The following is a 21,897-nucleotide window of genomic DNA, read 5'->3' as shown; positions in this document are numbered from 1 at the left end:
CATCGCTCACTGCAATAATTTCCTATTTTCACTTTGCATTTTACGGGCTTTGTATCCTATATGAGTAATATCCAAAACATGTCCCTTGAGGACATCATGGGAGAGCGCTTTGGTCGCTACTCCAAGTACATCATTCAAGACCGGGCTTTGCCAGATATTCGTGATGGATTGAAGCCGGTTCAGCGTCGTATTCTTTATTCGATGAATAAGGATGGCAATACCTTTGACAAGAGCTACCGCAAGTCGGCCAAGTCTGTCGGGAATATCATGGGGAATTTCCACCCACATGGTGACAGTTCTATCTATGATGCCATGGTTCGTATGTCACAGGACTGGAAAAATCGTGAGATTTTGGTCGAAATGCACGGTAACAACGGTTCTATGGACGGAGATCCGCCTGCGGCAATGCGTTATACCGAGGCACGTTTGTCTGAGATTGCTGGTTATCTTCTTCAGGATATTGAGAAAAAGACAGTTCCTTTTGCTTGGAACTTTGACGATACCGAGAAAGAACCGACAGTCCTGCCAGCCGCATTTCCAAACCTCTTGGTCAATGGTTCGACTGGTATTTCGGCTGGTTATGCCACAGATATTCCTCCACATAATTTGGCTGAAGTCATTGATGCGACTGTTTACATGATTGACCACCCAACAGCCAAGGTGGACAAACTCATGGAATTCTTGCCTGGACCAGACTTCCCTACAGGAGCTATCATCCAGGGGCGTGACGAGATCCAAAAGGCTTATGAAACTGGGAAAGGGCGCGTAGTTGTTCGTTCTAAAACAGAGATTGAAAAGCTAAAAGGTGGTAAGGAACAAATCGTTATCACTGAGATTCCTTATGAAATCAATAAGGCCAATCTGGTCAAGAAAATCGATGATGTTCGTGTCAATAACAAGGTGGCAGGGATCGCTGAGGTTCGTGATGAGTCTGACCGTGACGGCCTTCGTATCGCTATTGAACTTAAGAAAGATGCCAATACGGAGCTGGTTCTTAACTATCTCTTCAAATATACTGACCTGCAAATCAATTACAATTTTAACATGGTGGCGATTGACAATTTCACACCTCGTCAGGTCGGGATTGTGCCAATCTTGTCTAGCTATATCGCCCACCGTCGTGAAGTGATTTTGGCGCGTTCCCGCTTTGACAAGGAAAAGGCTGAGAAACGTCTCCACATCGTCGAAGGTTTGATTCGCGTGATTTCGATTTTGGACGAAGTCATCGCCCTTATCCGTGCTTCTGAGAATAAGGCTGACGCTAAGGAAAACCTCAAGGTCAGCTATGAATTCACAGAGGAGCAGGCAGAGGCTATCGTTACCTTGCAACTTTACCGTTTGACCAATACCGACGTCGTTGTCTTGCAGGAAGAAGAAGCAGAGCTTCGTGAGAAGATTGCTATGTTGGCGGCGATTATCGGTGACGAACGAACTATGTACAATCTCATGAAGAAAGAACTTCGTGAGGTTAAGAAGAAATTTGCGACTCCACGTTTAAGTTCTTTAGAAGACACTGCGAAAGCAATCGAGATTGATACAGCTAGTCTTATCGCCGAGGAAGATACCTATGTCAGCGTGACCAAGGCAGGCTACATCAAGCGTACCAGTCCTCGTTCCTTTGCGGCTTCCACTCTGGAAGAAATTGGCAAACGTGATGATGATCGTCTGATCTTTGTACAATCTGCCAAGACAACGCAACACCTCTTGATGTTCACAACTCTTGGAAATGTCATTTATCGACCAATCCATGAGTTAGCAGATATTCGCTGGAAGGACATCGGAGAGCACTTGAGCCAGACTATTACCAACTTTGAAACTAACGAAGAAATCCTTTATGTGGAAGTGGTGGACCAGTTTGAAGATGCGACAACCTACTTTGCTGCAACTCGTCTTGGTCAAATCAAGCGCGTAGAACGTAAAGAATTTTCTCCATGGAGAACTTATAAGTCTAAATCTGTCAAGTATGCTAAGCTCAAAGACGAGACAGACCAGATTGTAGCAGTAGCTCCAATTAAACTAGATGATGTTCTCTTGATTAGCCAAAACGGTTACGCCCTTCGTTTCAATATCGAAGAGGTTCCGATTGTCGGAGCAAAGGCTGCAGGTGTCAAGGCTATGAACCTGAAAGCAGATGATTTGCTTCAGGCCGCCTTTATCTGTAACACCTCATCCTTCTACCTCTTGACCCAACGCGGTAGCTTAAAACGTGTTTCCATTGAGGAAATTCCAGCGACCAGCCGTGCCAAACGAGGTCTGCAAGTCTTGCGTGAGTTGAAAAACAAACCGCACCGTGTCTTTTTAGCAGGAGCAGTTGCAGATCAAGGACTTGTAGGTGATCTCTTCAGTACAGAAGTGGAAGAGAACGACCAAACACTGCTAGTCCAATCTAACAAGGGAACAATCTATGAGAGTCGATTGCAAGACCTCAACTTGTCAGAACGAACTAGCAATGGAAGCTTTATTTCAGACACCATTTCAGACGAAGAAGTTTTCGATGCTTACCTCAAAGAAGTCTTTAAAGAGGATAAAGCAAGTTCGTAAAAAGAATCAGCCCTCTGGGCTGATTTCTTTATGTTGAAAAAATTTTCAGAAAATTACAAATAATACTTGAAATTTTACTAGAAAAGTGTAGAATAGAACACATAGTTTGAATAGTATAAAGGAGAAACACATGACAGTTGCAATTGATTGGGAAAATCTTGGTTTTGCTTATATGAAATTACCTTACCGTTATATCGCTCACTACAAAAATGGTCAATGGGATCAAGGAGAATTGACAGAGGATGCAACCTTGCATATTTCAGAGTCTTCTCCAAGTCTCCACTATGGACAGCAAGCATTTGAGGGATTGAAAGCCTATCGTACCAAAGACGGCAGTGTTCAACTGTTCCGTCCTGACGAAAATGCCAAGCGTTTGCAACGTACTTGTGACCGTCTTTTGATGCCACAAGTTCCGACAGAAATGTTTGTAGAAGCTTGTAAAGCAGTTGTGCGTGCAAATGAAGAATACGTCCCACCATATGGAACAGGTGGAACCCTTTATCTTCGTCCACTTTTGATTGGTGTTGGGGATATTATCGGGGTTAAACCAGCAGAAGAGTATATTTTCACCATCTTTGCTATGCCGGTTGGTAACTATTTTAAAGGTGGTTTGGTCCCAACTAACTTCTTGATTCAGGATGAATACGACCGTGCAGCTCCGAATGGTACAGGTGCGGCCAAGGTAGGTGGAAACTATGCTGCTAGTCTCCTCCCAGGTAAAATGGCCAAGTCACGCCAATTTTCAGATGTTATCTACCTAGATCCAGCTACCCACACAAAGATTGAAGAAGTCGGATCAGCCAACTTCTTTGGAATTACAGCGAACAACGAATTTGTAACGCCATTAAGCCCTTCTATCTTGCCATCTATTACCAAGTACTCTTTGCTTTACTTGGCAGAACACCGCTTGGGCTTGACACCGATCGAAGGTGATGTTCCGATTGACAATTTGGATCGTTTTGTAGAGGCAGGTGCTTGTGGAACAGCAGCAGTTATCTCTCCAATTGGGGGCATCCAACATGATGATGAATTCCATGTTTTCTATAGTGAAACAGAAGTAGGTCCTGTAACACGTAAACTCTATGATGAATTGACTGGTATCCAATTCGGTGATGTTGAAGCACCAGAGGGATGGATTGTCAAAGTGGACTAAAAGACACGAAGTAAAGAAGAACTCCATAGCAGTTGTAATGGCTGAAATGGAGTTTTTTCTTGCTAGTTTGAGTATTTTCTTGTACAATAGAAAAAGTGAAAAGAGGTACAGTATGAGTAAAAAAGATAAGAAAATTGAAATTCAATTAACAGATGCTAAAGTGACTGTTGGAAAAGACAATTATGAAGGCTACGTTTTGACAATCGGGAAAAAGGTTATTGGCGAAATTGCCGAATTAGATAACCAATTTGCCATCATAAAGAATGGAAATGTCGATATTTTTTATAAAAAACTTGAAAAAGCTGTGGAAATTTTGATTGAAAACTATAATTTGACAAAATAATACTTGTTTTATTGAAAATTTCATGATATAATAGTTCTCGTTAAACATTGGAGAGATAGCGAAGAGGCTAAACGCGGCGGACTGTAAATCCGCTCCTTCGGGTTCGGGGGTTCGAATCCCTCTCTCTCCATTTATCAATGGGGTATAGCCAAGCGGTAAGGCAAGGGACTTTGACTCCCTCATGCGTTGGTTCGAATCCAGCTACCCCAGTTCTTAGGTAATAAATTCAAGATAAAAAGAAAATATCTTAGGGTATTTTATTTTTATAATTGAAAGACGTGAACGATATGAACATGTCCTTGCGGGTGCTTAGGAAAAAAATTATAAGTATGTCAAGTTTAGAAAAAACTTGATTGTTGGAGGATTTTTTAGATGAACGAATTTGAAGATTTGCTAAATAGCGTTAGCCAAGTTGAGCCTGGTGATGTTGTTAGTGCTGAAGTATTGACAGTTGATGCGACTCAAGCTAACGTTGCAATCTCTGGGACTGGTGTTGAAGGTGTCTTGACTCTTCGCGAATTGACAAACGATCGCGATGCAGATATCAATGACTTTGTGAAAGTAGGAGAAGTATTGGATGTTCTTGTACTTCGTCAAGTAGTTGGTAAAGATACTGATACAGTTACATACCTTGTATCTAAAAAACGCCTTGAAGCTCGCAAAGCATGGGACAAACTTGTAGGACGCGAAGAAGAAGTTGTTACTGTTAAAGGAACTCGTGCCGTTAAAGGTGGACTTTCAGTAGAATTTGAAGGTGTTCGTGGATTCATCCCAGCTTCAATGTTGGATACTCGTTTCGTACGTAACACTGAGCGTTTCGTAGGTCAAGAATTTGATGCTAAAATCAAAGAAGTTGATCCTAAAGAAAACCGTTTCATCCTTTCACGTCGTGAAGTTGTTGAAGCAGCTACTGCAGCAGCTCGTGCTGAAGTATTCGGTAAATTGGCTGTTGGTGATGTCGTAACTGGTAAAGTTGCTCGTATCACTAGCTTCGGTGCTTTCATCGACCTTGGTGGTGTTGATGGATTGGTTCACTTGACTGAATTGTCTCACGAACGTAACGTATCACCTAAATCAGTTGTAACTGTTGGTGAAGAAATTGAAGTGAAGATCCTTGATCTTAACGAAGAAGAAGGACGCGTATCACTTTCACTTAAAGCAACAACACCTGGACCATGGGATGGCGTTGAGCAAAAATTGGCTAAAGGTGATGTAGTAGAAGGAACAGTTAAACGTTTGACTGACTTCGGTGCATTTGTTGAAGTATTGCCAGGTATCGATGGACTTGTTCACGTATCACAAATTTCACACAAACGTATCGAAAATCCCAAAGAAGCTCTTACTGTTGGTCAAGAAGTTACTGTTAAAGTCCTTGATGTTAATGCTGATGCAGAACGCGTATCACTTTCTATCAAAGCTCTTGAAGAACGTCCAGCTCAAGAAGAAGGACAAAAAGAAGAAAAACGTGCTGCTCGTCCACGCCGTCCAAAACGTCAAGAAAAACGTGATTTCGAACTTCCAGAAACACAAACAGGATTCTCAATGGCTGACTTGTTCGGTGATATCGAACTTTAATCAAATTGATAATCACAAAATCCTTTGTTTAAAACAAGGGATTTTTCTTTTGTCTCTTTCTCATTTTTGATATAATAGTTCTATGTTAGATTCAGAAAAACAATCACAATATCAATTGTTAAACGAGGAACTCTCTTATTTACTAGAGGGTGAGAGCAACGTTCTTGCCAATCTTTCTAATGCTAGCGCCCTCCTAAAATCTCGCTTTCCGAATACTGTTTTTGCAGGTTTTTATCTGTTTGATGGTAGCGAGTTGGTTTTAGGTCCTTTTCAGGGTGGCGTTTCTTGCATTCGCATCCCACTTGGGAAGGGCGTGTGTGGAGAAGCGGCTGAGTTTCAAGAGACTGTTTTAGTAGGGGATGTGAGCATCTATCCAAACTACATTTCTTGCGATAGTAAAGCTAAGAGTGAAATCGTAGTTCCCATGCTTAAGAATGGTCGATTGCTAGGTGTTTTAGACTTGGACTCATCTCTTATCGATGATTATAATGCTATTGACCGCGATTACTTGGAACAATTTGTCGCTATTTTGCTTGAGAAGACAGAATGGGACTTTACGATGTTTGAGGAGAAAGCCTAATGTATCAAGCACTTTATCGAAAATATAGAAGCCAGACTTTTTCACAACTAGTAGGTCAAGAAGTTGTGGCTAAAACCCTAAAACAAGCGGTCGAGCAGGAAAAGATTAGTCATGCTTATCTTTTCTCAGGCCCTCGTGGAACCGGGAAAACTAGTGTTGCCAAGATTTTTGCCAAGGCCATGAACTGTCCAAATCAAGTGGACGGTGAACCATGTAATAACTGCTATATCTGTCAGGCTGTGACAGAAGGTAGCCTAGAAGATGTTATCGAAATGGATGCCGCTTCGAATAACGGAGTCGATGAAATCCGTGAAATTCGTGATAAATCCACCTATGCTCCTAGTTTGGCACGTTATAAGGTCTATATCATAGACGAGGTTCATATGCTGTCTACAGGAGCCTTTAATGCGCTTTTGAAGACTTTGGAAGAACCAACTCAGAATGTTGTCTTTATCTTGGCGACCACCGAATTGCACAAGATTCCTGCAACCATTTTATCTCGTGTCCAACGTTTTGAGTTTAAATCGATCAGAACGCAAGATATCAAAGAGCATATCCAAACAATTTTGCAAAAAGAGAATATCAGTTCTGAACCAGATGCTGTAGAAATCATTGCTAGACGGGCTGAAGGTGGGATGAGGGATGCCTTGTCTATTTTGGATCAAGCCTTGAGTTTGACGCAAGGGAATGAGCTCACGACTGCCATTTCTGAGGAGATTACAGGCACTATTAGTCTATCAGCACTTGATGATTATGTAGCTGCCTTGTCCCAGCAGGATGTTCCAAAAGCGCTTGATTCTTTGAATCTTTTGTTTGAAAATGGCAAGAGCATGACTCGTTTTGTGACGGATCTCTTGCAGTATTTGCGTGATCTACTGGTTGTTCAGACAGGTGGCGAAAATACTCATCATAGTCCAATTTTTATGGACAATCTAGCTCTTTCTCAGGAAAGTCTCTTTGAAATGATTCGTCTAGCGACAGTGAGTTTAGCAGATATGAAGGCCAGCTTGCAACCTAAGATTTACGCTGAGATGATGACCATACGTTTAGCTGAAATCAAGCCTGAATCTGCGCTTTCAGGAGCTGTCGAAAGTGAAATTTCTGCACTGAGACAGGAAGTCGCCCGTCTCAAACAAGAACTTGCCAATGTGGGCACAGCTCCTAAACAAGTTGCGCCTGTTCCTAGTCGTCCAGCCCCTTCCAAGACAGTCTATCGAGTAGATCGTAATAAAGTTCAGTCTATCCTGCAAGAAGCTGTCGAAAATCCTGATTTAGCGCGACAAAACTTGGTTCGTCTCCAGAATGCATGGGGAGAAGTAATCGAAAGCTTAGCTGGTCCGGATAAGGCTCTTCTCGTAGGTTCTCAACCAGTTGCGGCAAATGAACACCATGCCATTCTGGCATTTGACTCCAATTTTAATGCTGGTCAAACCATGAAACGTGATAATCTCAACACCATGTTTGGTAATATCCTCAGTCAGGCAGCAGGCTTTTCACCTGAAATCCTTGCTATTTCTATGGAAGAGTGGAAAGAGGTCCGTGCAGCATTTTCTGCTAAGGCTAAGTCCTCCCAGCCTGAAAAAGAAAGACAGATAGAGGAGAGTGTTATCCCAGAGGGGTTTGAATTTCTAGTTGACAAAGTGAGGATAGAGGAAGACTAAAGAAGGATTTCATGATACAATAATCATATGAATAGACAACAATTTATCATAATAGCATTATTTACGGCTGCTGAGACTTATTTTTTCAATGAATCTTTGATGACTGGTCGCTATGTTATGGCAGCTTTTTGGGCGATTCTACTCTTTCGAAATTTTAGGTTAAGTTACGTGATGGGAAAAATCGTAGACGCTATTGATCAACACTTAAACCGCAAGGATTAGCCCCCAGCTTCTAGACAAAATCAAAGCCTTTTAGGCTTTTTTTTGTTATACTAGTAGAGTATATTTATGGACCTTTTCTTTTATTTTTAGAGAAATGTAAGTGATTTCTTTAAGGGTAAAGGAAGTAGGCCAGAAAAAGAAAGGAATTATCATGTCAGTATTAGAGATCAAAGATCTTCACGTTGAGATTGAAGGAAAAGAAATTTTGAAAGGAGTCAATCTGACTCTGAAAACAGGAGAAATCGCAGCTATCATGGGACCAAATGGTACTGGTAAATCGACTCTTTCTGCAGCTATCATGGGGAACCCTAACTATGAAGTTACCAAAGGTGAGGTCTTGTTTGATGGTGTAAATATCCTTGAGTTGGAAGTGGACGAGCGTGCGCGTATGGGACTTTTCCTTGCTATGCAATACCCATCTGAAATTCCAGGAATTACCAACGCTGAGTTTCTTCGTGCAGCCATGAATGCTGGTAAAGAAGACGATGAAAAGATTTCAGTTCGTGAGTTCATCACTAAATTAGACGAGAAGATGGAATTGCTCAACATGAAAGAAGAAATGGCAGAGCGTTACCTTAACGAAGGTTTCTCTGGTGGTGAGAAAAAACGTAATGAAATTCTTCAACTCTTGATGTTGGAACCTACATTTGCCCTTTTGGATGAGATTGACTCAGGTCTTGATATTGATGCCCTTAAAGTCGTATCGAAAGGTGTCAATGCTATGCGTGGTGAAGGCTTTGGTGCTATGATCATCACTCACTACCAACGTCTTTTGAACTACATCACACCAGACGTGGTACACGTGATGATGGAAGGTCGTGTTGTCCTTTCTGGTGGTCCAGAATTGGCTGCGCGTCTAGAACGTGAAGGATACGCAAAACTAGCTGAAGAACTTGGCTACGACTACAAGGAAGAATTGTAATTTCCTCGTATCTTTTAGGAGAAGTAAATGACTAAAGAAACTATTAAACTTTTTTCAGAAACGCACGCTGAACCAAGCTGGTTGTCAGACCTCCGTCAAAAAGCTTTTGATAAGATTGAAAGTTTGGAATTACCAGTCATTGAGCGTGTCAAATTTCACCGTTGGAATCTGGGGGATGGAACCATCATAGAAAGTGAGCCTTCAGCAAATGTTCCAGATTTCACTGCACTAGATAATCACTTGAAATTGGTACAAGTTGGAACGCAAACTGTTTTTGAACAAACACCAGTTGAATTGGCTGAACAGGGTGTTATCTTCACAGACTTCCATTCAGCTTTAGAAGAAATTCCAGAGCTTATTGAGGAATTCTTCATGTCATCTGTTAAGTATGATGACGACAAGTTGGCAGCCTACCATACAGCTTACTTTAACAGTGGTGCTGTTCTCTACATTCCTGATAATGTTGAGATTAAAGAGCCAATCGAAGGGATTTTCTACCAAGATAGCGACAGCGATGTGCCATTTAACAAGCATATCCTTATCATTGCTGGTAAAAACTCTAAAATAAGCTATCTTGAACGTCTAGAGTCACGAGGTGGAGGCAGTGCAAAAGCAACTGCCAATATCACAGTTGAAGTGATTGCTCGTTCTGGTGCGCAAGTGAAGTTTGCTGCCATTGACCGTCTAGGTGAAAATGTCACTGCCTACATTAGCCGTCGTGGTAAACTAGGCAACGATGCAAGCATTGACTGGGCAATCGGTGTCATGAACGAAGGAAATGTTGTTGCTGACTTTGATAGCGACTTGATTGGGAATGGTAGCCATGCTGACCTTAAAGCCGTAGCTCTTTCAAGTGGTCGTCAGGTACAAGGGATTGATACGCGAGTGACTAACTACGGATGCAATTCTATCGGAAATATCCTCCAACATGGGGTTATCCTTGAAAAAGCAACTTTGACCTTCAATGGTATCGGTCACATCATCAAGGGCGCTAAGGGAGCGGATGCGCAACAAGAAAGCCGTGTTCTCATGCTTTCAGACCAGGCTCGTTCAGATGCTAACCCAATTCTTTTGATTGACGAAAATGACGTTACTGCAGGACACGCGGCCTCTATCGGTCAGGTGGATCCAGAAGACATGTACTATCTCATGAGCCGTGGCTTGGATAAAGCAACTGCAGAACGTTTGGTTGTCCGCGGTTTCCTTGGATCTGTAATCGTAGAGATTCCAGTCAAGGAAGTTCGTGACGAAATGATTGCAACTATCGAAGAAAAATTGTCAAAACGCTAAGGGGAAGCCTATGTTAGATGTAGAAGCGATTCGCAAGGATTTTCCAATTTTGGACCAGATTGTCAACGATGAACCTCTGGTCTATCTGGACAATGCTGCGACGACACAAAAACCACTAGCAGTTCTTGAAACGATTAACCGCTACTATGAGAAAGACAATGCCAACGTTCACCGTGGTGTTCATACCTTGGCTGAGCGAGCAACAGCTTCTTATGAAGCTGCTCGTGAAACCATTCGTAAGTTTATCAATGCAGGCTCTACAAAGGAAGTTCTCTTTACCAGAGGAACGACAACCAGTCTTAACTGGGTGGCACGCTTTGCTGAGGAAATTTTGACTGAGGGAGACCAGGTCTTGATTTCTATCATGGAACACCATTCTAATATTATTCCTTGGCAGGAAGCCTGCCGTAAGACTGGAGCAGAGCTTGTCTATGTTTATCTCAAGGACGGTGCCTTGGATATGGATGACTTGCGAGCTAAATTGACTGATAAGGTTAAATTTGTCTCCCTAGCTCATGCTTCAAATGTTCTTGGTGTTGTCAATCCTATCAAAGAAATCACCCAATTAGCCCACCAAGTTGGAGCTATCATGGTGGTGGATGGTGCTCAATCTACGCCTCATATGAAGATTGATGTCCAGGACTTGGATGTGGACTTCTTTGCCTTTTCGGGTCACAAGATGGCTGGTCCTACAGGCATCGGTGTGCTTTACGGTAAAGAAAAGTATCTGGAGCAAATGTCACCAATTGAATTTGGTGGTGAGATGATCGATTTTGTCTATCAGCAATCTGCCAGTTGGAAGGAATTGCCTTGGAAATTCGAGGCTGGAACGCCAAATATGGCAGGTGCAATCGGACTTGCTGCTGCAGTGGATTATCTGGAAAACATTGGTATGGATGCGATTGAAGCCCATGAACAGGAACTGATCGCCTACGTCTATCCAAAACTGCTGGCGATTGAAGGACTGACTATTTATGGTTCTCAGGACTTTGCTCAACGTTCGGGTGTTATTGCCTTTAATCTAAGCAATCTCCATCCGCATGACCTTTCAACTGCTTTGGATTATGAGGGAGTAGCCGTTCGTGCTGGTCACCACTGTGCGCAACCCTTGCTTCAGTATTTGGAAGTTCCAGCAACAGCTCGTGCAAGTTTTTATATCTACAACACCAAGGCAGATTGCGACAAGCTAGTCGATGCATTACAAAAGACAAAGGAGTTTTTCAATGGCACTTTCTAAACTAGATAGCCTTTATATGGCAGTGGTAGCAGACCATTCGAAAAATCCACATCACCAAGGGAAGTTAGAAGACGCGGAGCAAATCAGTCTCAACAATCCAACCTGTGGGGATGTTATCAATCTCTCTGTCAAGTTTGATGCAGAGGACCGTTTGGAGGATATCGCTTTTCTAAACTCAGGATGCACGATTTCAACTGCCTCTGCTAGTATGATGACAGATGCAGTTCTGGGCAAAACCAAGCAAGAAATCTTAGAACTTGCGACTATTTTTTCTGAAATGGTTCAAGGGCAAAAAGATGAGCGTCAAGACCAACTTGGCGATGCAGCCTTCTTATCAGGTGTTGCCAAATTCCCTCAAAGAATTAAGTGTGCAACCCTAGCTTGGAACGCTCTTAAGAAGACAATTGAAAATTAAAATAACAGATAAGGCAAGTTTCTTTTGTCTTATAAATCATTAGAAATGAAGAAAGAAAGGATATTATGGCTGAAGAAAGAGTAGAACCAAAACCAATTGACCTTGGTGAATATAAATTTGGTTTCCATGATGATGTAGAGCCTGTCCTATCGACAGGAAAAGGACTCAACGAAGGTGTTATTCGTGAATTATCTGCTGCCAAGGGGGAACCTGAGTGGATGTTAGAATTTCGTTTGAAGTCTTATGAAACCTTCAAAAAAATGCCCATGCAAACATGGGGAGCAGATTTGTCAGAGATTGACTTTGATGACTTAATCTACTACCAAAAACCATCTGATAAACCTGCTCGTTCTTGGGATGAAGTTCCTGAAAAAATCAAAGAAACCTTTGAACGTATCGGGATTCCAGAAGCTGAGCGTGCCTATCTAGCTGGAGCTTCTGCCCAGTATGAGTCAGAAGTAGTTTACCATAACATGAAGGAAGAATTTGAGAAGTTAGGTATCATCTTTACAGATACAGATTCTGCCCTCAAGGAATACCCAGACTTGTTCAAACAATATTTTGCGAAGTTGGTACCGCCGACTGATAACAAGTTGGCAGCCCTCAACTCGGCAGTGTGGTCTGGTGGAACCTTTATCTACGTACCAAAAGGGGTCAAGGTAGATATTCCGCTTCAAACTTACTTCCGTATCAACAACGAAAATACAGGTCAGTTCGAGCGTACCTTGATTATCGTTGATGAGGGAGCAAGCGTCCACTACGTAGAAGGATGTACAGCACCAACATATTCAAGCAATAGCTTGCACGCTGCCATTGTAGAAATCTTTGCTTTGGATGGAGCTTACATGCGCTATACAACCATCCAAAACTGGTCTGATAATGTCTATAACTTGGTAACAAAACGTGCCAAAGCCTTGAAAGATGCGACTGTTGAGTGGATTGATGGTAACTTGGGTGCCAAAACAACCATGAAATACCCATCTGTTTACCTAGATGGAGAAGGTGCGCGTGGAACCATGCTCTCCATCGCCTTTGCTAATGCAGGGCAACACCAAGATACGGGTGCCAAGATGATTCACAATGCTCCACATACAAGCTCGTCTATCGTGTCTAAATCCATCGCTAAAGGTGGAGGAAAGGTGGACTACCGTGGACAAGTAACCTTCAACAAGAACTCGAAGAAATCTGTTTCTCATATCGAGTGTGATACCATTATCATGGATGACTTATCAGCGTCAGATACCATTCCATTTAATGAAATCCACAACTCGCAAGTTGCATTGGAGCACGAAGCCAAGGTATCTAAGATTTCAGAGGAACAACTCTATTACCTCATGAGCCGTGGATTGTCAGAATCTGAGGCGACCGAGATGATTGTCATGGGATTTGTAGAGCCCTTCACAAAAGAACTTCCAATGGAATACGCGGTTGAGCTGAACCGCTTGATTAGCTATGAAATGGAAGGTTCAGTCGGATAAGAATATGCAAAATCTGAACAGGAATCCTTTCTGTTCAGAATTTTTTTCAAAAAAGAACCTAATAAATATTCACAAAAATGCTTTTATATGGTAAAATAAAACAATTACATTTAGTGGAGATGAAGTATGAATATTTTTAGAACCAAGGATGTTAGTCTGAGACAGACAGAGATGCGTCGCCATTTGAAATTGTGGGATTTGATTCTATTGGGAATCGGTGCTATGGTAGGGACGGGGATTTTCACCATTACAGGAACAGCGGCGGCTACTCTAGCTGGTCCCTCACTAGTGATTTCCATTGTGATTTCTGCCTTATGTGTTTCTTTATCAGCTCTCTTTTTTGCAGAATTTGCCTCTCGTGTACCTGCAACTGGAGGTGCTTATAGTTATCTCTATGCGATTTTAGGAGAATTGCCAGCCTGGATTGCTGGCTGGTTGACCATCATGGAATTCATGACAGCTGTTTCAGGTGTGGCGTCTGGCTGGGCAGCTTACTTTAAGGGCTTACTCAGTGATTATGGTATCTCCATGCCCCAAGCCTTAAATGGCACCTTCAACCCTGAACAAGGAACCTATATCGACCTTCTACCTATTTTGGTGCTGACCTTGGTAACAGGATTGGTTTTATTAAATTCCAAGGCAGCCTTACGCTTTAATTCGCTTCTAGTAATCTTGAAATTCTCTGCTCTAGCCTTATTTATCCTAGTTGGTATTTGGTACATCAAACCTGAAAATTGGTCGAATTTTGCTCCTTTTGGCTTTGGCCAGATTTATGGAGGAAGCACTGGGATTATGGCAGGTGCATCTTTGATGTTCTTTGGATTTCTCGGATTTGAGTCTATTTCCATGGCAGTTGATGAAATCCAAAGCCCGCAAAAAAATATTCCTCGTGGAATTGTCCTTTCTCTAACAATCGTCACCATTCTCTATGCCTTGGTAACTTTAGTATTGACAGGGATTGTTCACTACAGTAAGCTCAATGTGGACGATGCAGTAGCATTTTCATTACGGAGTATTGGTATCGGCTGGGCAGCAAATTATGTTTCGCTTGTAGCCATTCTAACCCTGATAACGGTATGTATTTCCATGACTTATGCTTTGTCTCGAATGATATATAGCTTAGCACGTGATGGACTTTTACCTCAAAGTTTTAAACAACTAAGCAAGACCAGTCGCGTTCCCAAAAATGCGACCCTCTTAACAGGAGTTGTTTCAGCCCTTGCTGCCGGAGTGTTTCCTCTAGCCAGTATTGCAGCCTTCCTAAATATCTGTACTCTAGCTTATCTCATTTTACTAGCCTACGGAATAATAAAACTCAGAAAAGATAAGGGTATGCCCCAAAAAGGAGAGTTTAAAACTCCTTTGGTGCCACTTTTGCCAATCCTTTCCATCCTTATCTGTGTTTCCTTTATGCTTCAATATAGTCTAGATACCTGGATTGCCTTTGGCATTGCTCTTGTAGTTGGTCTAGTCATCTACTTTACTTATGGTTATCATCATTCAACCCTCACAGAAGAAAAATAAAAGCTGGGAATTCCCAGCTTTTTTAATCTTTCACATAAGTAAATCCTTCACCCAGAATTTCATGAGCCTCAGTGATGGTGATAAAGGCTTGAGGGTCGATTTTGTGAATCATATCTTTCATTTTTACGATTTCGTTTCGACCGACGATACAGTAGATAATTTTTAAATCCTTTTTGCTGTAGTATCCTTGACCAGATATAAAGGTAACGCCACGGCCAAGCTCCTCATTAATCTTATCAGCCAGTTGGTCAGGATATTGAGTAATGATGATAAATCCTTTGCCAGCGTAACCCCCTTCGCCAATCAGGTCAATAACGCGAGCGATGATGAAGTCAAACAAGAGAGTGTAGGTCACAAGACGGAGATCTTGGAAAATAAGCAGAATTAACATTAAAATGAAAAAGTCAATTCCAAAGAGCAATTTCCCAATCGAAATATTGGTGTATTTGTTAAGGATGCGGGCAACGATATCAGAGCCACCAGTGGTTCCACCAGCATTAAAGATAATTCCTAAACCAACTCCCAGTAAAACCCCTGAGACTAAAGCAACGATGATGAGGTCACCTTGTAAATCAAACTGCAAGGGGATACGCTCAAAGATTGCAAGCCAAATAGAGAGAGAAATAGAACCCAGAAGGCTGGAGTAGAGGGTCTTAGGTCCAAATATTTTCCAAGCTAGGATAAATAAAGGGATATTAATCAAGAGATTCATCAATGAGACAGGGATTTTAAAAAGATAGTAGGTAATCAAGGTGATACCTGTCGCCCCTCCCTCAAATAGATGATAAGGAACAACAAAGTAGGTGAGACCAAAGGCATAGATAGCTGCTCCAAATATAATCGTAATAATCGGTTGAACTTTTCGAATCATAGCTGTTCCTCGCTTTTCTATAGATAGATTATACCAAAAATTCAGTTTTTTTAATTGGATTACTTATGATTTTTTATCATTTTTTTGATATAATAAGAGTGAAAAATCCCAATCCTATTGAGAAGAATAGAAAGATTGAACTTATGACACAAGTAAAAATTGTAACGGACTCTTCTGTTACTATCGAACCAGAAGTAGTTAAAGAATTAAATATCACTATTGTCCCCTTATCAGTTATGATTGATGGCGTACTCTACTCAGATGCTGATCTAAAAGAGGGGGAATTCCTTCATCTCATGCAACAAAGCAAGAATCTCCCTAAAACGAGCCAACCTCCAGTAGGAGTGTTTGCTGAAGTCTTTGAAGAGCTGGGAAAAGATGGCAGTCAGGTTGTTGCTATTCATATGTCTCATGCCTTGTCTGGAACGGTTGAAGCTGCTCGCCAAGGCGCAAGTCTCTCAAGTTCTGATGTGACTGTTATTGATAGTTCCTTCACAGATCAGGCTATGAAGTTTCAAGTTGTTGAAGCTGCAAAACTTGCTAAAGAGGGTAAAGATTTAGAAACTATTCTAGCACATATAGAAGAAGTGAAGAATCACACAGAGCTTTATATCGGTGTTTCGACTCTAGAAAACCTAGTGAAAGGTGGGCGTATTGGACGTGTGACTGGACTATTAAGCTCACTATTAAATATTCGTGTAGTGATGCAGATGAAAAACCACGAACTCCAACCAATCGTCAAAGGGCGTGGTGCGAAAACTTTCAAAAAATGGCTTGAAGAGTTAACGGTGGCCCTTACTCATAAATCAGTTGCAGAAATTGGAATTTCCTATGCTGGAACGAATGAATGGGCAAATGAGATGAAGAGTTTATTGCAAGCCTATGTTGAGAAACCAATCTCTGTACTGGAAACTGGCTCTATTATTCAAACTCATACTGGAGAGAATGCTTGGGCAATTCTAATCCGCTATAATTCCTAAAAAATAGAGAAAAATGTTTGAAATGGCGTTTTTGACTTGACCTATGGGCAATTTTAGGATATGATTATATTTGTTAATCAGAAATTATTTGGAGGATTTGTTAACATGGCAAACAAACAAGATTTGATCGCTAAAGTGGCAGAAGCTACAGACTTAACTAAGAAAGATTCAGCAGCAGCAGTTGATGCTGTATTTGCAGCAGTAACTGAATACCTTGCAGCTGGTGAAAAAGTTCAATTGATTGGTTTTGGTAACTTTGAAGTTCGTGAACGTGCTGCACGTAAAGGTCGCAACCCACAAACTGGTAAAGAAATCGAAATCGCAGCTTCTAAAGTTCCAGCATTCAAAGCTGGTAAAGCTCTTAAAGACGCTGTTAAATAATGAATTTAGAAAAAGCCTGTCATATCAAGCATTTGAGCTTGTGCGACAGGCTTTTTTGTTGCTTTGGGGCATTTTTGGGGCAAGAACTAATACTTTTCCATGACATCTGCCACGGTTGATTTCATTTCTTTAGTTATATATATAAATTTAGATGTTTTTTTCAACTGAGTATTTGGTATAATATATAACTTCTGAGATAAGTGGTCTTTTGAAAAATAGGGTTTAAGCCGTTACAGTAAAAGAAAAAAGGCTCCCATGAAATGAGAACCTTCTTTTAATTAGTTTTTAGAAGCTGCTTGGAATTCAGGATTTTTCCATGCTTCATCAATGATTGCTTGCAATTCTTTAGCAGATGCTTGCATTTTTTGAGTTTCCGCGTCGTTCAATGGGATGTTTACTGGACGAACGATACCGTGTGCACCAACAACTGCTGGTTGACCGATAAAGACGTTTTCAACTCCGTATTGACCCTCTTGGAAGACTGAAAGTGGAAGTACTGCATTTTCGTCATCAAGGATTGCTTTTGTGATACGAGCAAGTGCTACGGCGATACCATAGTATGTAGCTCCTTTTTTGTTGATGATTGTGTAAGCAGCATCACGAACACCTTCGAACAATTCAATCAATTCAGCTTCTTGAACGTTTTGAGTGTCTTTAAGGAATTCTTCAAGGTTTACACCAGCGATATTTGCATGTGACCAAACAGCGAATTCAGAATCTCCGTGTTCACCCATGATGTAGGCGTGAACTGAACGAGCATCAACATCCAATTTTTCAGCAAGTGCTTGACGGAAACGTGCTGAGTCAAGTGAAGTACCTGAACCGATAACGCGTTCTTTAGGGAATCCAGAGAATTTCCAAGTTGAGTAAGTCAAAACGTCAACTGGGTTAGCAGCAACAAGGAAGATACCATCAAAACCTGATTCAACAACTTGTGTTACGATTGATTTGTTGATAGCCAAGTTTTTACCTACAAGGTCAAGGCGAGTTTCACCTGGTTTTTGAGGAGCACCTGCAGTGATAACAACAAGGTCAGCGTCCGCACAGTCAGAATATTGAGCTGCGTAGATTTTTTTAGGTGAAGTGAAGGCAAGGGCGTGGCTAAGGTCAAGTGCATCACCTACAGCTTTTTCATGCAACTGTGGAATTTCGATGATTCCAAGTTCTTGTGCAATTCCTTGGTTAACAAGTGCAAAAGCGTAAGAAGAACCTACGGCACCGTCACCAACAAGGATCACTTTTTTGTGTTGTTTAGTTGAAGTCATTTTTCTAAACGTCTCCTTCATTTTTTTTTTGGGATTTCCCATACATCTCCATTTTATCACTTTTAAAAAACTTTGTCACGGATATTATATTCACTTCCAAATGTAAACGTTTTAGTAGTTTCAGAAGCCTGAAATAAAGGACATTTTATGGTATAATATATCTAATTACTAATAGTGAAATGAGGCATTTATTAATGCAGGATAAAAATTTAGTGAATGTCAATCTGACAAAGGAGATGAAGACCAGTTTTATCGATTACGCCATGAGTGTTATCGTAGCGCGTGCTCTTCCTGATGTTCGAGATGGCTTGAAGCCTGTTCACCGCCGTATTCTTTACGGAATGAATGAACTAGGTGTTACTCCAGACAAACCTCATAAAAAATCAGCCCGTATCACAGGGGATGTTATGGGTAAATACCACCCACACGGGGATTCATCTATTTATGAAGCCATGGTCCGTATGGCTCAGTGGTGGAGCTACCGTTACATGCTTGTCGATGGACATGGAAACTTTGGTTCCATGGACGGGGATGGTGCCGCCGCACAGCGTTACACTGAGGCTCGTATGAGCAAGATTGCTCTTGAAATGCTTCGTGACATCAATAAAAACACAGTTGATTTCGTAGACAACTACGATGCTAACGAACGTGAACCCTTGGTCTTGCCGGCTCGTTTTCCAAACCTTTTGGTCAATGGGGCAACTGGTATCGCTGTTGGGATGGCAACCAATATCCCACCTCACAACCTAGGTGAAACCATTGATGCTGTGAAATTGGTCATGGACAATCCTGAAGTAACTACTAAGGACTTGATGGAAGTCTTGCCTGGTCCAGATTTTCCAACTGGTGCCCTTGTCATGGGGAAATCAGGTATCCATAAGGCTTATGAGACTGGTAAAGGTTCCATTGTCCTCCGTTCTCGTACAGAGATTGAAACCACTAAGACAGGTCGTGAGCGTATCGTTGTAACGGAATTTCCTTACATGGTTAATAAAACCAAGGTACATGAGCATATTGTTCGTTTGGTACAAGAAAAACGGATTGAGGGCATTACAGCAGTCCGTGATGAATCCAACCGTGAAGGGGTTCGTTTCGTGATCGAGGTCAAACGGGATGCATCCGCAAATGTTATCCTCAACAACCTCTTCAAGATGACGCAGATGCAAACCAACTTTGGTTTCAATATGCTTGCTATTCAAAATGGCGTACCAAAAATCTTATCTCTTCGCCAAATTTTGGATGCTTATATTGAACACCAAAAAGAAGTGGTTGTTCGTCGTACTCGTTTTGACAAGGAAAAGGCAGAAGCGCGTGCGCACATCTTAGAAGGCCTTTTAATCGCGCTAGACCATATCGACGAAGTGATCCGTATCATCCGTGCTAGTGAAACGGATGCGGAAGCACAAGCTGAGTTGATGAGCAAGTTCAAGCTTTCTGAACGCCAAAGTCAGGCTATCCTTGATATGCGTCTTCGCCGTTTGACAGGATTGGAACGCGATAAGATTCAGTCTGAATATGATGAATTGATTGCCTTGATTGCAGACCTAACCGATATTCTTGCTAAACCAGAACGTGTAGCGCAAATCATAAAAGATGAATTAGATGAAGTAAAACGTAAATTTGGTGACAAACGTCGTACCGAGTTGATGGTTGGAGAAGTCTTAACTCTGGAAGATGAAGACTTGATTGAGGAGTCAGATGTCTTAATCACTCTTTCTAACAAGGGCTATATCAAACGTTTGGACCAAGGTGAATTTACTGCTCAAAAACGTGGTGGTCGTGGAGTCCAAGGTACAGGAGTTAAGGATGATGACTTTGTGCGTGAGTTGGTTTCAACCAGCACCCATGATCACTTGCTTTTCTTTACCAATAAAGGTCGCGTATACCGACTAAAAGGTTATGAAATTCCTGAATACGGTCGCACGGCCAAGGGATTGCCGGTTGTCAATCTTTTGAAGCTGGATGAAGGGGAGAGCATACAAACCATCATTAATGTTAAATCTGAACGTAGTGATGACGCCTATCTCTTCTTCACAACCCGTCACGGTATCGTGAAACGAACCAGTGTTAAAGAATTTGCTAATATCCGTCAAAATGGACTTAAAGCTTTGAATCTCAAGGATGAAGATGAACTGATTAATGTCTTGCTGACAGAAGAAGATACAGATATCATCATTGGTACTAAGTTTGGTTATGCCGTTCGCTTTAATCAATCAGCTGTTCGTGGTATGAGCCGTATCGCGACAGGTGTCCGAGGTGTTAACCTCCGTGATGGAGACACTGTAGTTGGTGCTAGTGTCATCACTGACCAGGACGAGGTCCTTATCATCACTGAAAAAGGTTATGGTAAACGTACTCTTGCAACTGAATATCCAACAAAAGGTCGTGGTGGTAAAGGGATGAAGACAGCCAATGTTGCTGAGAAGAATGGTCCTCTGGCAGGTCTCCTCACTGTTAAAGGAGATGAAGACCTGATGATTATCACGGATACTGGTGTCATGATTCGAACAAACGTTGCCAATATTTCACAAACAGGACGCTCAACTATGGGAGTTAAGGTGATGCGTCTAGACCAGGATGCCAAGATTGTGACCTTTACAACGGTGGATGCGGTAGAAAAAGAAGAAGTTGGGACTGAAAACGAAACAGAAGGTAAAGCATAATGTCTCATAAAAAAACGAAAAGTAAGAAGAATAAGCGTAGGAATCTATTTCTCAATATTTTAGCGGTTTTCTTAATTCTTTTATCCTTAGCTTTGATTTTTAATTCAAAGATTCGAGATCTCTTTATGGTGTGGAACACCAATAAATACCAAGTCAATCAGGTTACTAAAGAAAATATAGATGAAAATCTCAAAACAGAAGGAAATTTTGATTTTGATTCGGTTAAATCTATTTCATCTGAAGCAGTTCTAGCCGCTCAGTGGGACGCTCAGAAGCTTCCTGTTATTGGAGGAATTGCTATTCCCGAAGTGGAGATTAACTTGCCAATTTTCAAAGGGTTGGATAATGTAAACTTGTTCTACGGAGCAGGAACCATGAAACCAGACCAAAAAATGGGAGAGGGCAACTATTCTCTAGCGAGTCACCATATCTTTACTGCTGAAAATGCCAGTCAAATGCTCTTCTCACCTTTAGTTAACGCTAAAGCGGGTATGAAAATTTACCTGACCGATAAGGATAAGGTTTATACTTATGAGATTACGGAAGTTAAACACGTTACTCCGGACCGAGTAGATGAAATCGAAGATCGTGATGGCGTAAAGGAGATTACTTTGGTTACCTGTGTTGATTATAATGCGACTGAGCGTATAATTGTTAAGGGGATTTTTAAAGAATCAAAAGCTTATTCAGAGACTTCTGAGGATATTTTGAAGGCCTTTAATCAACCGTATAGACAACGTTATTAACCTCAAAAACCAGTGAATTGTATTTTTCACTGGTTTTTGTCAAATTGAGA

At 41.5% G+C, this 21,897-nt stretch carries 19 protein-coding genes and 2 tRNA genes; 19 read left to right on the top strand and 2 right to left on the bottom strand.

Going from position 1 to position 21,897, the window contains the following annotated elements; translation table 11 throughout:
• Positions 1-60: 60 nt before the first annotated feature.
• The 15 genes from parC (at position 61) to ATE34_RS08450 (ending at position 14,941) form a co-directional block, all read left to right on the top strand.
• Positions 61-2,541 (top strand): DNA topoisomerase IV subunit A, encoded by a 2,481-nt coding sequence (gene parC / locus ATE34_RS08520; protein ID WP_084911655.1) that lies wholly within the window; start codon positions 61-63, stop codon positions 2,539-2,541.
• A 115-nt stretch (positions 2,542-2,656) separates the two neighbouring features.
• Positions 2,657-3,694 (top strand): branched-chain amino acid aminotransferase, encoded by a 1,038-nt coding sequence (locus ATE34_RS08515; protein WP_335340807.1) that lies wholly within the window; start codon positions 2,657-2,659, stop codon positions 3,692-3,694.
• Between the two features lie 112 nt (positions 3,695-3,806).
• Complete coding sequence (locus tag ATE34_RS08510; RefSeq protein WP_084911651.1) at positions 3,807-4,037, top strand: DUF2969 domain-containing protein; 231 nt, start codon at positions 3,807-3,809, stop codon at positions 4,035-4,037.
• A gap of 49 nt (positions 4,038-4,086) precedes the next feature.
• Positions 4,087-4,167: transfer RNA gene (locus ATE34_RS08505), tRNA-Tyr, on the top strand.
• Between the two features lie 8 nt (positions 4,168-4,175).
• Positions 4,176-4,247: transfer RNA gene (locus ATE34_RS08500), tRNA-Gln, on the top strand.
• A gap of 162 nt (positions 4,248-4,409) precedes the next feature.
• Positions 4,410-5,612: a 30S ribosomal protein S1 gene (rpsA, locus tag ATE34_RS08495; RefSeq protein ID WP_001001617.1), complete on the top strand. Its 1,203-nt coding sequence runs from the start codon at positions 4,410-4,412 to the stop codon at positions 5,610-5,612.
• An 82-nt stretch (positions 5,613-5,694) separates the two neighbouring features.
• Entirely contained in the window at positions 5,695-6,192 is a 498-nt protein-coding gene (locus tag ATE34_RS08490; protein WP_084911649.1) for a GAF domain-containing protein, read from the top strand.
• On the top strand, positions 6,192-7,853 hold the full coding sequence (dnaX, locus tag ATE34_RS08485) for a DNA polymerase III subunit gamma/tau (protein WP_084911647.1): 1,662 nt from the start codon (positions 6,192-6,194) through the stop codon (positions 7,851-7,853). Before ATE34_RS08490 ends, dnaX begins: the two co-directional genes overlap by 1 nt.
• A 27-nt stretch (positions 7,854-7,880) precedes the next feature.
• Positions 7,881-8,075, top strand: a complete 195-nt coding sequence (locus tag ATE34_RS08480; protein WP_001081605.1) for a DUF3272 family protein — start codon at positions 7,881-7,883, stop codon at positions 8,073-8,075.
• Positions 8,076-8,226: 151 nt separating this feature from the next.
• Positions 8,227-8,997 (top strand): Fe-S cluster assembly ATPase SufC, encoded by a 771-nt coding sequence (gene sufC / locus ATE34_RS08475; RefSeq protein WP_000114489.1) that lies wholly within the window; start codon positions 8,227-8,229, stop codon positions 8,995-8,997.
• Between the two features lie 27 nt (positions 8,998-9,024).
• Positions 9,025-10,287, top strand: coding sequence for a Fe-S cluster assembly protein SufD (gene sufD, locus ATE34_RS08470; protein ID WP_084911645.1), 1,263 nt, complete (start codon positions 9,025-9,027; stop codon positions 10,285-10,287).
• A gap of 10 nt (positions 10,288-10,297) precedes the next feature.
• Positions 10,298-11,524 carry a cysteine desulfurase gene (locus ATE34_RS08465; protein WP_084911643.1) on the top strand — a complete coding sequence of 409 codons (1,227 nt, stop codon included), beginning with the start codon at positions 10,298-10,300 and terminating at the stop codon, positions 11,522-11,524.
• The gene (gene sufU, locus ATE34_RS08460; protein WP_084911641.1) at positions 11,511-11,939 is read left to right on the top strand and encodes a Fe-S cluster assembly sulfur transfer protein SufU; all 429 of its coding nucleotides are present in this window, start codon (positions 11,511-11,513) and stop codon (positions 11,937-11,939) included. Before ATE34_RS08465 ends, sufU begins: the two co-directional genes overlap by 14 nt.
• 65 nt (positions 11,940-12,004) lie before the next feature.
• Entirely contained in the window at positions 12,005-13,417 is a 1,413-nt protein-coding gene (gene sufB / locus ATE34_RS08455; protein WP_000797070.1) for a Fe-S cluster assembly protein SufB, read from the top strand.
• Between the two features lie 126 nt (positions 13,418-13,543).
• Entirely contained in the window at positions 13,544-14,941 is a 1,398-nt protein-coding gene (locus tag ATE34_RS08450; protein ID WP_001020303.1) for an APC family permease, read from the top strand.
• 22 nt (positions 14,942-14,963) lie between these two features.
• Here the strand turns inward: ATE34_RS08450 and ATE34_RS08445 are convergent, their stop codons facing one another.
• Positions 14,964-15,812 carry a YitT family protein gene (locus ATE34_RS08445; protein WP_084911639.1) on the bottom strand — a complete coding sequence of 283 codons (849 nt, stop codon included), beginning with the start codon at positions 15,810-15,812 and terminating at the stop codon, positions 14,964-14,966.
• Positions 15,813-15,955: 143 nt separating this feature from the next.
• Here ATE34_RS08445 and ATE34_RS08440 point away from each other — a divergent pair, with 143 nt between their 5' ends.
• Both ATE34_RS08440 and ATE34_RS08435 read left to right on the top strand, forming a co-directional pair.
• Positions 15,956-16,792 (top strand): DegV family protein, encoded by an 837-nt coding sequence (locus ATE34_RS08440; protein ID WP_000195447.1) that lies wholly within the window; start codon positions 15,956-15,958, stop codon positions 16,790-16,792.
• A gap of 105 nt (positions 16,793-16,897) precedes the next feature.
• Positions 16,898-17,173, top strand: coding sequence for an HU family DNA-binding protein (locus ATE34_RS08435; protein WP_001284630.1), 276 nt, complete (start codon positions 16,898-16,900; stop codon positions 17,171-17,173).
• Positions 17,174-17,451: 278 nt separating this feature from the next.
• Here ATE34_RS08435 and ATE34_RS08430 read toward each other — a convergent pair whose 3' ends face one another.
• Positions 17,452-18,438, bottom strand: coding sequence for an L-lactate dehydrogenase (locus ATE34_RS08430; RefSeq protein WP_000204720.1), 987 nt, complete (start codon positions 18,436-18,438; stop codon positions 17,452-17,454).
• Between the two features lie 194 nt (positions 18,439-18,632).
• On the opposite strand from ATE34_RS08430, the gene gyrA reads away from it, so the two are divergent.
• On the top strand, positions 18,633-21,101 hold the full coding sequence (gyrA, locus tag ATE34_RS08425) for a DNA gyrase subunit A (protein ID WP_084911637.1): 2,469 nt from the start codon (positions 18,633-18,635) through the stop codon (positions 21,099-21,101).
• Entirely contained in the window at positions 21,101-21,847 is a 747-nt protein-coding gene (locus ATE34_RS08420; RefSeq protein ID WP_000018513.1) for a class A sortase, read from the top strand. The genes gyrA and ATE34_RS08420 overlap by 1 nt, the downstream gene beginning before the upstream one ends.
• Positions 21,848-21,897 lie beyond the last annotated feature (50 nt).

It is taken from the genome of Streptococcus oralis subsp. tigurinus, assembly GCF_002093545.1.
Taxonomy (GTDB): Bacteria; Bacillota; Bacilli; order Lactobacillales; family Streptococcaceae; genus Streptococcus; species Streptococcus oralis_C.
Note: the sequence above shows the minus strand (reverse complement) of the source record. Positions and strands in the feature narration are given on the sequence as shown.

Coding starts and splice junctions, on each gene's coding strand:
- ATE34_RS08465 (WP_084911643.1), top strand. CDS start 10,298: ATGTTAGATGTAGAAGCGATTCGCAAGGATTTTCCAATTTTGGACCAG.
- dnaX (WP_084911647.1), top strand. CDS start 6,192: ATGTATCAAGCACTTTATCGAAAATATAGAAGCCAGACTTTTTCACAA.
- rpsA (WP_001001617.1), top strand. CDS start 4,410: ATGAACGAATTTGAAGATTTGCTAAATAGCGTTAGCCAAGTTGAGCCT.
- sufU (WP_084911641.1), top strand. CDS start 11,511: ATGGCACTTTCTAAACTAGATAGCCTTTATATGGCAGTGGTAGCAGAC.
- ATE34_RS08510 (WP_084911651.1), top strand. CDS start 3,807: ATGAGTAAAAAAGATAAGAAAATTGAAATTCAATTAACAGATGCTAAA.
- ATE34_RS08440 (WP_000195447.1), top strand. CDS start 15,956: ATGACACAAGTAAAAATTGTAACGGACTCTTCTGTTACTATCGAACCA.
- sufB (WP_000797070.1), top strand. CDS start 12,005: ATGGCTGAAGAAAGAGTAGAACCAAAACCAATTGACCTTGGTGAATAT.
- gyrA (WP_084911637.1), top strand. CDS start 18,633: ATGCAGGATAAAAATTTAGTGAATGTCAATCTGACAAAGGAGATGAAG.
- ATE34_RS08490 (WP_084911649.1), top strand. CDS start 5,695: ATGTTAGATTCAGAAAAACAATCACAATATCAATTGTTAAACGAGGAA.
- ATE34_RS08430 (WP_000204720.1), bottom strand. CDS start 18,438: ATGACTTCAACTAAACAACACAAAAAAGTGATCCTTGTTGGTGACGGT.
- ATE34_RS08420 (WP_000018513.1), top strand. CDS start 21,101: ATGTCTCATAAAAAAACGAAAAGTAAGAAGAATAAGCGTAGGAATCTA.
- sufD (WP_084911645.1), top strand. CDS start 9,025: ATGACTAAAGAAACTATTAAACTTTTTTCAGAAACGCACGCTGAACCA.
- sufC (WP_000114489.1), top strand. CDS start 8,227: ATGTCAGTATTAGAGATCAAAGATCTTCACGTTGAGATTGAAGGAAAA.
- ATE34_RS08435 (WP_001284630.1), top strand. CDS start 16,898: ATGGCAAACAAACAAGATTTGATCGCTAAAGTGGCAGAAGCTACAGAC.
- parC (WP_084911655.1), top strand. CDS start 61: ATGAGTAATATCCAAAACATGTCCCTTGAGGACATCATGGGAGAGCGC.
- ATE34_RS08445 (WP_084911639.1), bottom strand. CDS start 15,812: ATGATTCGAAAAGTTCAACCGATTATTACGATTATATTTGGAGCAGCT.
- ATE34_RS08450 (WP_001020303.1), top strand. CDS start 13,544: ATGAATATTTTTAGAACCAAGGATGTTAGTCTGAGACAGACAGAGATG.
- ATE34_RS08480 (WP_001081605.1), top strand. CDS start 7,881: ATGAATAGACAACAATTTATCATAATAGCATTATTTACGGCTGCTGAG.